We start from the raw sequence: 12,180 nt of genomic DNA, 5'->3' as shown, positions 1-12,180 counted from the left end.
TTCAACATCACCATCTCAGGCAGACCGCTATCGCGAGCAGGCTCGCTCCCACAGTTTTGAATGGGGTGTTCATGCATTCGTGCCCGCCACCTATTCCCCTGTGGGAGCGAGCCTGCTCGCGATGATGGCGGCACATTCAACATCACCATCTCTGGCAGACCGCTATCGCGAGCAAGCTCGCTCCCACAGTTTTGAATGGGGTGTTCATGCATTTCGTGCCCGCCACCTATTCCCCTGTGGGAGCGAGCCTGCTCGCGATGACGGCGGCACATTCAACATCACTGTCTCAGGCAGACCGCTTTCGCGAGCAACCCGGTGGCGCGTCTATCAGCCGACCAAGGTCGCGTTATCGATCACGAAGCGATACTTCACATCGCCCTTGAGCATGCGCTCGTAGGACGCGTTGATCTGCTCGGCCCGGACCAGTTCGATGTCGGCGACGATGCCGTGCTCGGCGCAGAAATCGAGCATCTCCTGGGTCTCGGGAATGCCGCCGATCATCGACCCGGCGAGGGTGCGTCGCTTCATGATCAGGTTGAAGACATTCGGCGAAGGATGCGCAGTTGCCGGCGCGCCCACCAGGGCCATCGTGCCGTCGCGCTTGAGCAGCACCAGCAACGCGTCCAGATCGTGAGGGGCCGCCACGGTGTTCAAGATGAAATCGAAACTCTTGGTATGCGCGGCCATTTCTTCAGCATTGCGCGACACCACAACCTCGTCGGCCCCCAACTGCCTCGCATCCTCACGCTTGGACTCGGACGTGGTGAACGCCACGACATGAGCCCCCATCGCATGGGCGAGCTTGATGCCCATGTGCCCCAGGCCACCAATGCCAACCACACCCACCTTCTTGCCCGGCCCGACGTTCCAGTGGCGCAGCGGCGAATAGGTGGTGATGCCTGCACAGAGCAGCGGCGCGACGGCGGCAAGCTGGGCTTCGGGGTGACGAATGCGCAACACATAGCGCTCATGCACCACGATGTTTTGCGAATAACCGCCCAGCGTCCAACCGGGCTCATCCGGGGTGGGGAAGTTGTAGGTCCCGATCATCCCGTCACAATAATTTTCCAGGCCGCTGTCGCAGTCGTCACAGTGCTTGCAGCTGTCGACGATGCAGCCAACGCCCACCAGGTCGCCAGTCTTGAAGCCGGACACATGGGCGCCGACCGCCGCGACCCGGCCGACGATTTCGTGGCCCGGCACGCAAGGGAACTGGGTACCCGCCCACTCGGCGCGCACCTGGTGCAGATCCGAATGGCAGATACCACAAAAAGCGATGTCGATCTGGACGTCGTGGGCGCCTGGCGTGCGACGAGTGATCTGCAGGGGTTCAAGGGGCTTGTCACCCGCGTGGGCGCCATAGGCTTGTACACGCATCAGAAGACTCCTTGCTGGATTGAATGAGGTTGTATCTTCAGGGCTCGGCCCGGCCGGCAGGTAGTGCATTACGCTGAGATGCTTGCCTGATCCTATGAGTGTTTCTATTGCGTATAGGCAGCGCTTCGCTTGGCGAGTTAATGTTCTGCCTATAGCGCTTGAGCTCAGATGACACCCGGACCCGACATGGCCATTCAACGCAGATCCGTACAAGAGACTCTGGGCGCCATCATTGGCACCCGGACCCCACGCGCGGGGGACTTTGAAACGCCCATCGCCGGCCTCGTCTTCTTCCGGCGTGACACCCCGGCGCCGCCGGTGACTTGCATGATCGAACCGAGCATCGTGCTGGTGGTTCAAGGCGAGAAGCAGGTCTGGATCGGCGGCGAAGCCTATGGCTACGACACCGGGCGGTTCCTCATGACCTCCCTGGACATCCCGGCCAATTCCGAGGTGATGCAGGCCAGCCCGGAACAGCCCTGCCTGGGCCTGGTCCTGAGGCTCGACTTGCGCATGGTGGCCGATCTGATCGCCCAAGGCAGCCTGTCGCCGCCGCGTGATCGAGCGGTCGGGATCGGCGCGGGAATCGGCACCGCAACGCCGGACCTGCTGGAACCGTTCGCGCGCCTGCTGGGGTTACTGGATGAGCCCGAAGCCATCCCCATACTGGCGCCGTTGATCCAGCGCGAGATTCACTACCGGCTGCTGCTCAGCGACCAGGCCGCCCGACTGCGGCAAATCGTTTCGGTCGATAGCCAGGGTTACCGGATCGCCAAGGCCATCGACTGGTTGAAATTGAACTACACCGAAGCCGTGCGCGTAGACGACCTCGCGGCGCGGGTGCAAATGAGTGCGCCGACGTTTCACCACCACTTCCGCCAGCTCACGGCGATGAGCCCGCTGCAATACCAGAAGTGGCTGCGGTTGAACGAAGCAAAACGCTTGATGCTCAACGAGCACGTGGACGTGGCGAGTGCGGCCTTCAAGGTGGGCTATGAAAGCCCTTCCCAGTTCAGCCGCGAATACGCCCGCTTGTTTGGCGTGCCGCCCAAGCGGGACATTGCGGCGTTGCGCGGGCCGGCCAAGGCTGGCTGATTCATCAGTGGGAGCAAAGCTTGCTCGCGATGCAGGCACCTTGGCCTTTGGGAGACCGCGTCAGCTTCATCGCGGGCAAGCCTTGCTCCCACAGAGTGGTGCCTTTTGCGCCAACGCAACGCACTTCAACGCGATTGGAGATTCGCTCGTACTGCGCGATTGCCAATCGCAACCCAACGATGCGTAAACTCTGGAAGACCTTGGAAGGCGCTTCGCTGCAGCGGCCGGGCAGCGCACCCTCTGGGCCAGAAGGTGCGAACTGATCGGTGGAGGCTACGCGTTCAAGCCGATCCAGCCATGGATCCCCACGTAGAGACCGACGCCGATGATCAACAGACTGGACAAGTAAGGTGCCCGGCGAGCAACGGTGCCTAGCCAAGGCCAGCGATTGGAAGCCTGCCGTGCACCAATGGCCGCCGCCGCCCCCACCGTCACCAGGGTAATCGCCAGGCCAATGCTGAAGCACAGGACAAGCAGACCGCCCAGCGCGACTTCTTTGACTTGCAGGCACAGCAGCAGCACGGTAATGGCCGCAGGACAAGGAATCAGCCCGCCCGTCAGGCCAAACACGATGATCTGGCCGGTGGTGACCTCCCGATGGGTGAAGCGCTTACGGATGTCATTGGCATGCGCCTGTTCGTGGGCGTCCTGGTAACCCTCCAGCGACAGCGCCAGGCCTTTGGGTTCAGGATGCCCGTGGTCATGTTCGTGGTGGTGATGATCGTGATGATGGTGGTCATGTCCCTGTTGGAACCTGAACATCCGCTCGCCACGCCAGGTACGCCACAGCATCCACAGCGCGATGGCAACGATCAGCGCAGCAGATACCAGTTGGAAATAAGGCTCGGTGGTTTCAGCGTCCAACCCCTGGCCCAGGTACATGCCGCCGATCGCGACCAGCCACACCACCGCAGTGTGGGACAGCGTCGCGGCCAAGCCCAGCAACACCGCCTGCTTGACCGAGCCCCGAATCGCCACGATAAACGCCGCCATCATGGTTTTCGAATGACCCGGCTCCAGGCCATGCAAGGCACCCAGCAAGATAGCGCTGGGGAAATACAGCCAGGCGTGAGTGCCACCCTGTTGCAGCAGTTCAGCAAAATTGGGCATGTCGGGCCTAGAGGTACTTGGTGATTTGTTTGAAGGCTTCCAGCGGCGCGCGCTCGCCTTTATTCAACGACGAAACGGTGTCCTCCAGGCAGTGATCGATATGATCCTGGATCAACGTCCGCTTGGCCTGGCACACCGCTTTCTCCACCGCATGCAACTGCTGGGCGATATCCACGCACTCACGCCCCTCTTCGATCATCGTGATAATGCTGCGCAAATGACCGTCCGCGCGCTTGAGGCGCTTGATGATCGCCGCGTGGCTTTGGTGGGGATGTTCGTGGTCGTGCGCACTCATGACTTGAGCCCTGGCTTTCGATGAATTTACCCCGCCATCCTATCCCCCCAGGGGGGATATAAGCAAACCCATCAAAACGCCAACTAACCTGTGGGAGCGAGCTTGCTCGCGATGACGACAGCACATCCAACATCGCCACCAACTGCCCCACCGCTATCGCGAGCAGGCTCGCTCCCACAGGATTGCAGACTGCACAGGGTGATGAGCAAGACAGTGCAGGCGACCCCGTGTGAAGTCGCCCACTACCCTTACAACGCGAGGACCTGCGCCTGCAATCGCCGCCCAATCACATCCAGCAAATCACACCCATCGCGCAGCGGGATCGCTAGCACTTGGGCAAAATCATGGAGTATCACGGCGTCCGTACTGATGTCGGAACGCATGGCGAGGTTTTCCAGCAACTGGGTGACAGCGGCGATGCGGTAAGCGGCGGTGTCGTGCAGCACGTCCAGCGGCGCTTCTGTGTCGATCAGGAGCGCGTGGAAGTTGTTTTCGATACCGGTGATAGGCATGTAACGGGACATGAGGGGGTTACTCCTGCGGGGATGGGAGGTCAGTGGCGGATTGAAGAACCGCTGATGGAGGGGCCGAATCCGGATTCGGAGTTCGGGGATTGAGCAGGAGGTGGGCATTGATGGACTGGGTGAGGCTGGACGAGAGCCGCTTTTGATTGACTGCGGTACTCGGAGGATTTGGAGTCAGTTTCTTCATTCGTTTGTCTCCTGGACCTAAAAGGAAACTGCCAGCATCACTTCCACATGATGGGTGGCAGCCGTACGCGGGTGTGGAAGACCGTATCCAGGAACCGGCGCACCCGAAGGTGCCCCGCGTACAGCCGCCGTAATTTAACAGCAGGCATAGAAAAAGTGCCTCCTTTAAATTTAACGGAGCTACGTTCCTGGAGTCATGAGGGCTTCCACACCCTGCCGCTGAATTTGCAGCGACGGAGAAAACTTAGCGCACGGGGTGATGCGGTGGATAGTCAGCGGGGAGCGACGCGTCTTGAGGGAAATTTCCGACGAGAGTGTCCGGCGATGGATTGGGCAGCGCAGCTATGAGCACGAGGAAAAATCTCGAAACGAATGAGCGCTCACGCCTTTCGCCCGAGCCGCAACATAGGCCACGTCTGCGGGATGGGCTATAATCCGCCCACCAGCGCGATTTGAGGTCCAGCCCATGGGCAATGTCAGCCTTGAAACCAAAAAGGCCTATGCCGCCAGGACGCGTAGATCCAACTATGCGGCCAGCCTCCGTCTGGAAGGTTTCAAAACGACCTTCGCCGACGGCGAACGCAAAATGCCAACGCGTGAAGAGGTCTTGAAGGCCTTCACCCAGACCAGAACCTGATGCCTGACAAATATGGAGTCGGCGAGGACGCCTATTGCTATCCCGGCTCCACCGTCCTTCGCAACAAACTCGATATTCGAGACGAACCGACCCTAAGCGAAGCCGAACAACAGCTCTCGGCCATCGCAGCGGACAACGTCGAATTCAGCCCTCCCCCCTACAGCCTGACCTACCTTCAAAACATTCATCGAGTTCTCTTTTCCGACCTATTCGAATGGGCCGGAGAGCTGCGCACCGTTGGCATGTCCAAACAAGCCACCCGCTTCTGCCAACCTGAGTACATGGAGAAGGAAGCCAATAAGATCTTCGCCAACATGGCCGCGGCAAACTGGTTCGAGGGCATGGAGCGGGCTGAGCTCGTAGTCGCTGTGGCAGAGGCCTATTCCGACATCAACGTCATACACCCCTTCCGCGAAGGCAACGGTCGTGCGCAACGCATCCTGTTTGAACACCTCATCATGAATGCCGGGTTTGAAATCAGTTGGTGGGGGATTGAGAAGGACGAGTGGATCTACGCCAATATCGCGGCTTACAACGGCGTCATGGAGCCTATGGAGCAGGTTTTTGAGCAGTGTATCGGGCAGGCGATTCAAGCTTGACCGTACGACGTTATCCCCTCGCTCACCGCCTTACGGTTTATTTCGCTAAGTGATACAGTCGCCGTCAATTAACGTCTGCTAAAGCCACAGAAATGTACAGGACGAAATCATTCCCATCTAACAAGGAAGGTCGAGACTTTGTGGTGGGCGACATTCATGGGCATTTCAAATTTCTAACAATGGCCTTAGACAAACTAGACTTCAACACCGAGCTGGATCGTATTTTTTCCGTGGGGGACCTCATCGACCGCGGCCCCGACTCCATGGACGTATTGAACTGGCTTGAGAAGCCATGGTTCCATGCAGTGCGTGGCAATCACGAGCAGATGCTTATTGACTGTATCTCCGGGCATGGGGATATCCCCCGACATATCCGAAATGGTGGAGCCTGGCTGTACGAGTTACAACCCACCATCCAGCATGAACTCTCAAAATCCTTGCAAGCACTTCCATTGATCATTGAAATCGACTTATTAAACGATCAAACAATTGGAATAGTCCATGCCGAAGCCCCCGTCATCCAAAGTAACGATGGCTGGCAGGAAGCCAAAGATGCAATCACAGGAAAAACTGGAGAGCAACATCAGCGGCAAGCCTTGAAGACAGCGCTGTATGCCAGAGAAAAAATCGAGCAAAACGACCACACGCCCATCAAAGGAATAGACCGACTCTATGTTGGACATTCAACAGTGCCCAGTATTATGCGTTTGGGTAATGTCGTATATATCGACACCGGCTGCGCATTTTCCGATGGTGCGTTAAGCCTGGTTGATATCCAAACCGAAGCAATCATTAGTATGAGCATGAGCGAGTGAGACAAGGCATCGCTCTGCTTAGTTTTTTTCGAGGCAAAATCGCCATCAGATGATAGTGGCCGAGGCTACCAGGGCGCGTAGCAGGCGATTCCGTTTGAGAAAACCAAAGACTCTGGCGCCCTAGCGACTCTGCAATCGATCCTCGCTCATAATTTAGGGAAGTTTCCTACACACCAATCTCTTGCTGAGTTTTTGTCAGGAAGCCTATAGTTTCGGCGTCCCCCCACAGCAGTGACTCGGGTTTATGGCAGGCATATTGATACAAAAGATCTAAGTGTTTGCGGAATGAGTCAGCCTCCGCACAAAAAATAGTGGTCGTCGTCGGCCAATGAATTGACTACTTGATTTTGTACGATTAATTTCGTACAACTGACACGGAGTGACGTCGGCGCATGGGTTTCAAAGCGGCAAAGTCGGCCCTGATCAAGGCGCTTAAGAATGGGGACTTCCAGCATGAAGCACGGGGCAACATCACCGTCAAAAACCTCTTGGCGACCGGCCAGGTAACCCCCCAAGAGGTGATAAGCATCGTCGAACGATGCAACGGTTCCCACCACTCGTGCTCCGAGCACCATCAGGTAAAAGGCGTGGATGTTCACCTGATCAAATACAGCGGTTGGTACGTAAAATTCTACGTAATCGCACCAGATGTATGGTTTATCAGCGTTCATCAATGAGTTAATGACTATGAAGTTTTATCAAGAGGGCGATAAGAGTCGAGCGATCTGCAGTCACTGCGAAGGCTTGGTGCAGACGACATTTACCCGCAGAAACGTACCATTCGACGATGGTCTCGGTGAGGCAAAGGGCGTTTTGGTTTCAGTGTGTGACGTATGTGATCAGGTCGTAGGGATACCCGCGCAGTCCACTCCGGCAATCAAAGCGGCTAGAGAAGCTGCAGTCGTATCTATCGAAACGAGGCTCCCTGCTTCGTATCTTGATCGATTGGATCAGGCTATGCACGTAATCACCACTGCCGCAGCGACTAAACATCGAAAAATGTTCTTAAGCCTCTATATCGATTTTCTGGCTAGGGAACAGCGAGCTGGAGAGGGAACAATTTTCACTTGGCGCCAAGCCGCGTGCACTGCTATCGACGAGAAAACTCATCTCGATCATTTATTCAACGCCTGCCCTCACAAAGAAGAAAGCAAAAGATTGTCATTGAAGCTAAACGCGCATATCGCCTCTGAACTGGACGATCTTCAGACCCAGTCTCAGTTAAGTCGGACGGACTTTATAAAGCACATGATCTGTCAGATGCAAAATGATGTAGTAACCAGCCCAAAAGAGAAGCTTGTACAGGAGTTAACTTTATTTGCGAGAGCCGCTGTATAAACACCGTATACGAATCAACTTTTTGGCTATCTGAACATTACTGCCAAATCAAAACGACAGGTCCCTCAACACCACCCCTCTATCCCTGATAAACTGCGGCTCTCTGCCTCGTTGATTCAGATCCTCCCAATGCTCCTACAAACTGCTTCACTGTCCCACCGCTTCTCCGTCGCCCCGATGATGGATTGGACCGACGCCCACTGTCGCTTCTTCCTACGCATCCTCTCCAAGCACGCCCTGCTCTACACCGAAATGGTCACCACCGGCGCCCTACTCAACGGCGACCACGAACGTTTCCTACGCCACCACGAGTCCGAACACCCGCTAGCCCTGCAACTGGGCGGCAGCGTCCCGGCCGACCTGGCCGCCTGCGCCCGTATGGCCCAGGACCACGGCTACGATGAGGTGAACCTCAACGTCGGCTGCCCCAGCGACCGGGTGCAGAACAATATGATCGGCGCCTGCCTGATGGGGCATCCGGATTTGGTGGCTGACTGTGTGAAGGCCATGCGCGATGCGGTGTCGATTCCGGTGACGGTCAAGCATCGTATCGGGATCAATGGGCGGGACAGTTACGAGCAGTTGTGTGAGTTTGTCGGGACGGTGCGGGAGGCCGGTTGCACGAGTTTTACCGTGCATGCGCGGATTGCGATTCTGGAGGGGTTGTCGCCGAAGGAGAATCGCGACATCCCGCCGCTGCGTTATGACGTGGCTGCGCGGTTGAAGGCGGACTTTCCGGAGTTGGAGATTGTGCTCAACGGCGGGATCAAGACGCTGGAGGCGTGCCACGAGCATTTGCAGACCTTCGACGGTGTGATGCTGGGGCGCGAGGCCTATCACAACCCGTATCTGCTGGCCGAAGTCGATCAGCAGCTGTTCGGCAGCACCGCGCCGATCATCACCCGGGCCGAGGCGCTGGCGCAGTTGCGGCCTTATATCGCCGATCACCTGGCCGCTGGCGGGGCGATGCATCACATCACTCGTCACGTGTTGGGCCTGGGCACCGGGTTCCCGGGGGCGCGGCGGTTTCGGCAGTTGTTGTCGGTGGATATTCACAAAACCAAGGATCCATTGGCGCTGCTGGATCAGGCGGGGCAACTGCTGGAAGGGCGTTAACCGTCACTTGCTTTGAACCTGCGCGCTGTTTTGGCATCGTATCTACCGATACCGCCCCGGCCTTTCAAACAGCCGTTTTCAGGTTGTTGCCGCTGGGGCCCGTCGATACCCCTTCACGCCCTTGAGTGGCTGCCGGCCCTCGGGTAATGTCAACGGACCCATAGGACAGAGCACGCTCATGACTTCCAAGCTGGAACAACTCAAACAATTCACCACCGTCGTGGCCGATACCGGCGACTTCGAGGCCATCGCCCGCGTCAAACCCGTGGACGCGACCACCAACCCTTCCCTGCTGCTCAAGGCCTCGGCCATTCAAGGTTATGCCGAGCAACTGAACGCCTGCGTGGCGGACTGCAAGGGCGATGTGGGCCTGGCCAGCGACCGTTTTGCCGTGGCGGTCGGGCAAGAAATTCTGAAAGTGATCCCTGGGCGTATTTCCACTGAAGTGGACGCGCGCCTGTCGTTCGACACCGAGGCCATGTTGAAGCGTGCGCATCGCCTGATCGATCTGTACGACAAGGCCGGCATTGGCCGCGAGCGCGTGCTGATCAAGATCGCTTCCACCTGGGAAGGCATTCGTGCCGCCGAGCAGCTGGAGCGTGAAGGCATCCAGTGCAACCTGACCCTGCTGTTCTCCTTCGCCCAGGCCGCCGCCTGCGCCGATGCCGGGGTGTTCCTGATTTCGCCGTTCGTGGGCCGTATCTACGACTGGTACAAGAAAGCCAATGGCAACGACTATACCGGCGCTGATGATCCGGGCGTGCAGTCGGTGACGCGCATCTACAACTACTACAAGGCCAATGACTACAAGACCGTGGTCATGGGCGCGAGCTTCCGCAACCTCAACCAGATCGAGCAACTGGCCGGCTGCGACCGCCTGACCGTCAGCCCGGACCTGCTGGAAAAACTGGCAGCCGACGAAGGCAAGCTGGAGCGCAAGCTGGCGCCAGGGCAAGCCGGGGAAACGCGCTTGATCCTCAATGAAACGCAGTTCCGCTGGTTGTCCAACGAGGACGCCATGGCGACCGAGAAACTGGCAGAAGGTATTCGTCAGTTTGCCCGGGACCAGGAGAAGCTGGAGGCGTTGCTGCAAGCCAAGCTTTGAGCTGATTCACAAGGCATGCAAAAAGGGCGAACCTTGGTGGGTTCGCCCTTTTTTATTGGGATTTGGCTTCGCGCTGAGGGATCAGGTGGCTGAACCGGCGCTTTCGCGAGCAAGCCCGCTCCCACAGGGGGATTTGGGTAGGATTCAGTTTTTTTGACCGGCGCAAGACCTGTGGGAGCGGGCTTGCTCGCGAAGGCGTCCGTCAGGCCAATACATGCCCCGAGGTCAAGGCCCCTCTAGCGCATTCACCAGGTCATGGAAGGCTTCACGATTGGAGTCGTTGAGCCCCATCAGGATCTTGTGGGCTTCGAGCACCTTGATCCGCACTTCTTCTTCGGACTGGTCCTGGTCAGGCAGGTCGTCCAGGCATTCCGGGCACGGCACAGGGTCGCCCACGATGTTGAACACCTGGTCGAAGCCCATCGATTGCAGCAGACGGGTAATGTCGTTGTGGGTGGTGACGACTGTCGGCAGCAGGCCGACCTTCTGCCGCGACAGGATCGACAGTTTGGCCAGCAGGCCCAATGTGGTGCTGTCGATGCTGCGGGTTTCGGTCAGGTCGATCACGATGGCGCTGAAGTTCAGCGAGGTGAAGATCCGCTCAATAGTCGCATCCAGCGCCGAACACAGGGTCAGGCGCACTTCACCGACAAACTTCAGGACAAAGGTGCCGTCCTGCTCGGCGAACTGGATTCTACCGGTACTCATCAAAGGTTCCTGCTCAACACTAACAGGGCGATATCATCCGGCATCTCCCCGAGCGTGGCTAATCCAAACACTTGACGCAAGCCTTCCAGGCTGCCGCCCGCTGCACTCACCCGTTCAGGCAAGGCCGCTTCTTTCTCTTTGAGTGTAGGTTCTGTCAAAAGGTCCAAAATGCCATCAGACATCAGCGTCAGGCTGAATGTCGGCGGCAATTCCAGTACGTGGTCTTCGTAGGTGGCCTCGTTGAACAGGCCCACCGGTAAACCACGCCCTTCCAGGTAACGAACGCTGTCTGGTGTATACAACACAGGCAAAGGCAGGTGACCGCCGATGCTATAGGTCAACAAACCAGTCTCCTCGTCGATGACTCCACCGACCATTGTGACGTGTTTGCCCAGCTTACAACTGATCAGGCCTCGGTTGATATGCCCAAGGACTTCCGAGGGCTTGAACTCTGGCAGCGTGCCGTTGCGCTTGGATTCGAACAACAGGCGTGTGGTCATGAATTTCAACAGCACCGTCACGAATGCCGAAGAAGCACCATGGCCGGAAACGTCCGCCAGGTAGAACGCCACACGTCGTTCATCGACCCGGAAATAGTCCACGAAATCGCCCGACAGGTACAGCGACGGGATGATCTGGTGGGCAAAACGGAAATCGTCGACGGTCCAGGGGCTGACCGGCAGCATGTTCATCTGCACCTGGCGCCCGGCGTTCTGGTCTTCCTGCAACAGGTTCAGGCTGGCTTCCAGTTCGCGGTTGGCGGTTTCCAGCTTTTCGCGGTAACGCTGGTTCTCCAACAACAGCCGCGAACGGTCCAAGGCCCGGCGCACCGAGTGCTCGAGCACCGCGAGGTCTTCAAGGGGCTTGATCAGATAATCCGCCGCGCCCAGGCGCAACGCCTCGACCGCGTCGTTCATCACGCCCGCGCCCGAAACCACGATCACCGGGGTCTGCGAGGAAATCTCGGTGACCTGGCGAATGAGTTCGAGTCCGCCCATCTGCGGCATGCGCAGGTCGCAGATGACCAGGTCGGGCTTGTCTTGCTCGAATACCTGAAGACCCTGTTGGCCATTGCTGGCCTGCAGGACGCTGAAACCACTGTCTTCCAAGTAGGCTGCGAGACTGGCTCGCACCACTTCGTCATCATCGATTATCAGCAGCGTGGCACTGGTTTTTGGCATGTGGGCAAACGGCGCCAGAATTAGGTTGGCGTAGCGGGCTGGGCGGTCTGGCCTGGCACGCACTACTGGATTCGCTTTCTAGCCTCTCTGTCGT

The 12,180-nt window shown here is 57.9% G+C and carries 14 protein-coding genes and 1 pseudogene; 9 read left to right on the top strand and 6 right to left on the bottom strand.

Going from position 1 to position 12,180, the window contains the following annotated elements; all coding sequences use genetic code 11:
* Positions 1-327 precede the first annotated feature (327 nt).
* On the bottom strand, positions 328-1,377 hold the full coding sequence (locus CFII68_RS09370; RefSeq protein WP_018610014.1) for an NAD(P)-dependent alcohol dehydrogenase: 1,050 nt from the start codon (positions 1,375-1,377) through the stop codon (positions 328-330).
* A 186-nt stretch (positions 1,378-1,563) separates the two neighbouring features.
* Here CFII68_RS09370 and CFII68_RS09375 point away from each other — a divergent pair, with 186 nt between their 5' ends.
* Entirely contained in the window at positions 1,564-2,472 is a 909-nt protein-coding gene (locus tag CFII68_RS09375) for an AraC family transcriptional regulator (RefSeq protein WP_018610012.1), read from the top strand.
* A gap of 125 nt (positions 2,473-2,597) precedes the next feature.
* A pseudogene (locus CFII68_RS27960) lies at positions 2,598-2,735 on the top strand (LysR family transcriptional regulator); the annotation flags it as partial.
* Positions 2,736-2,745: 10 nt separating this feature from the next.
* Here CFII68_RS27960 and CFII68_RS09380 read toward each other — a convergent pair.
* The 3 genes from CFII68_RS09380 to CFII68_RS09390 all read right to left on the bottom strand — a co-directional run bounded on the left by CFII68_RS09380 (position 2,746) and on the right by CFII68_RS09390 (position 4,401).
* A complete protein-coding gene (locus CFII68_RS09380; RefSeq protein WP_018610010.1) occupies positions 2,746-3,582 on the bottom strand; it encodes a nickel/cobalt efflux protein RcnA in 837 nt (278 codons plus the stop codon).
* A 7-nt stretch (positions 3,583-3,589) separates the two neighbouring features.
* A complete protein-coding gene (locus tag CFII68_RS09385; RefSeq protein WP_018610008.1) occupies positions 3,590-3,877 on the bottom strand; it encodes a metal-sensing transcriptional repressor in 288 nt (95 codons plus the stop codon).
* A gap of 248 nt (positions 3,878-4,125) precedes the next feature.
* A complete protein-coding gene (locus tag CFII68_RS09390; RefSeq protein WP_018610006.1) occupies positions 4,126-4,401 on the bottom strand; it encodes a hypothetical protein in 276 nt (91 codons plus the stop codon).
* Positions 4,402-5,053: 652 nt separating this feature from the next.
* Between CFII68_RS09390 and CFII68_RS27545 the strand changes: the two genes are divergently transcribed.
* From CFII68_RS27545 to tal, 7 genes are all read left to right on the top strand, one after another.
* The gene (locus tag CFII68_RS27545) at positions 5,054-5,224 is read left to right on the top strand and encodes a YhfG family protein (RefSeq protein WP_003199786.1); all 171 of its coding nucleotides are present in this window, start codon (positions 5,054-5,056) and stop codon (positions 5,222-5,224) included.
* Positions 5,224-5,823 carry a putative adenosine monophosphate-protein transferase Fic gene (locus tag CFII68_RS09395; RefSeq protein ID WP_018610002.1) on the top strand — a complete coding sequence of 200 codons (600 nt, stop codon included), beginning with the start codon at positions 5,224-5,226 and terminating at the stop codon, positions 5,821-5,823. The genes CFII68_RS27545 and CFII68_RS09395 overlap by 1 nt, the downstream gene beginning before the upstream one ends.
* 143 nt (positions 5,824-5,966) lie before the next feature.
* On the top strand, positions 5,967-6,638 hold the full coding sequence (locus tag CFII68_RS09400) for a metallophosphoesterase (protein WP_256211727.1): 672 nt from the start codon (positions 5,967-5,969) through the stop codon (positions 6,636-6,638).
* 392 nt (positions 6,639-7,030) lie between these two features.
* The gene (locus tag CFII68_RS09405; RefSeq protein WP_018609998.1) at positions 7,031-7,315 is read left to right on the top strand and encodes a hypothetical protein; all 285 of its coding nucleotides are present in this window, start codon (positions 7,031-7,033) and stop codon (positions 7,313-7,315) included.
* A 10-nt stretch (positions 7,316-7,325) separates the two neighbouring features.
* Entirely contained in the window at positions 7,326-7,976 is a 651-nt protein-coding gene (locus CFII68_RS09410; protein ID WP_018609996.1) for a hypothetical protein, read from the top strand.
* A gap of 129 nt (positions 7,977-8,105) precedes the next feature.
* Positions 8,106-9,092: a tRNA dihydrouridine(20/20a) synthase DusA gene (gene dusA, locus CFII68_RS09415; RefSeq protein ID WP_018609994.1), complete on the top strand. Its 987-nt coding sequence runs from the start codon at positions 8,106-8,108 to the stop codon at positions 9,090-9,092.
* A 178-nt stretch (positions 9,093-9,270) separates the two neighbouring features.
* Complete coding sequence (gene tal / locus CFII68_RS09420) at positions 9,271-10,197, top strand: transaldolase (RefSeq protein ID WP_018609992.1); 927 nt, start codon at positions 9,271-9,273, stop codon at positions 10,195-10,197.
* A 225-nt stretch (positions 10,198-10,422) separates the two neighbouring features.
* On the opposite strand, the gene rssC is transcribed toward tal, so the two are convergent.
* Both rssC and rssB read right to left on the bottom strand, forming a co-directional pair.
* Positions 10,423-10,905 (bottom strand): anti-sigma factor antagonist RssC, encoded by a 483-nt coding sequence (gene rssC, locus CFII68_RS09425; RefSeq protein ID WP_018609990.1) that lies wholly within the window; start codon positions 10,903-10,905, stop codon positions 10,423-10,425.
* Positions 10,905-12,086, bottom strand: a complete 1,182-nt coding sequence (gene rssB, locus CFII68_RS09430; RefSeq protein ID WP_014339338.1) for a two-component system response regulator RssB — start codon at positions 12,084-12,086, stop codon at positions 10,905-10,907. The genes rssC and rssB overlap by 1 nt, the downstream gene beginning before the upstream one ends.
* Positions 12,087-12,180 lie beyond the last annotated feature (94 nt).

The sequence above is a fragment of the Pseudomonas sp. CFII68 genome (assembly GCF_000416195.1).
Lineage (GTDB): Bacteria > Pseudomonadota > Gammaproteobacteria > Pseudomonadales > Pseudomonadaceae > Aquipseudomonas > Aquipseudomonas kilonensis.
The sequence above is the reverse complement of the archived record's forward strand: the minus strand, read 5'-3'. Positions and strand labels throughout refer to the sequence as shown.

Excerpts from the sequence above, each read along its gene's own strand:
- CFII68_RS09385 (WP_018610008.1), bottom strand. The coding sequence starts at position 3,877 with ATGAGTGCGCACGACCACGAACATCCCCACCAAAGCCACGCGGCGATC.
- CFII68_RS09405 (WP_018609998.1), top strand. The coding sequence starts at position 7,031 with ATGGGTTTCAAAGCGGCAAAGTCGGCCCTGATCAAGGCGCTTAAGAAT.
- CFII68_RS09395 (WP_018610002.1), top strand. The coding sequence starts at position 5,224 with ATGCCTGACAAATATGGAGTCGGCGAGGACGCCTATTGCTATCCCGGC.
- rssC (WP_018609990.1), bottom strand. The coding sequence starts at position 10,905 with ATGAGTACCGGTAGAATCCAGTTCGCCGAGCAGGACGGCACCTTTGTC.
- CFII68_RS09390 (WP_018610006.1), bottom strand. The coding sequence starts at position 4,401 with ATGTCCCGTTACATGCCTATCACCGGTATCGAAAACAACTTCCACGCG.
- CFII68_RS09370 (WP_018610014.1), bottom strand. The coding sequence starts at position 1,377 with ATGCGTGTACAAGCCTATGGCGCCCACGCGGGTGACAAGCCCCTTGAA.
- CFII68_RS27545 (WP_003199786.1), top strand. The coding sequence starts at position 5,054 with ATGGGCAATGTCAGCCTTGAAACCAAAAAGGCCTATGCCGCCAGGACG.
- CFII68_RS09375 (WP_018610012.1), top strand. The coding sequence starts at position 1,564 with ATGGCCATTCAACGCAGATCCGTACAAGAGACTCTGGGCGCCATCATT.
- dusA (WP_018609994.1), top strand. The coding sequence starts at position 8,106 with ATGCTCCTACAAACTGCTTCACTGTCCCACCGCTTCTCCGTCGCCCCG.
- rssB (WP_014339338.1), bottom strand. The coding sequence starts at position 12,086 with ATGCCAAAAACCAGTGCCACGCTGCTGATAATCGATGATGACGAAGTG.
- CFII68_RS09380 (WP_018610010.1), bottom strand. The coding sequence starts at position 3,582 with ATGCCCAATTTTGCTGAACTGCTGCAACAGGGTGGCACTCACGCCTGG.
- CFII68_RS09410 (WP_018609996.1), top strand. The coding sequence starts at position 7,326 with ATGAAGTTTTATCAAGAGGGCGATAAGAGTCGAGCGATCTGCAGTCAC.
- tal (WP_018609992.1), top strand. The coding sequence starts at position 9,271 with ATGACTTCCAAGCTGGAACAACTCAAACAATTCACCACCGTCGTGGCC.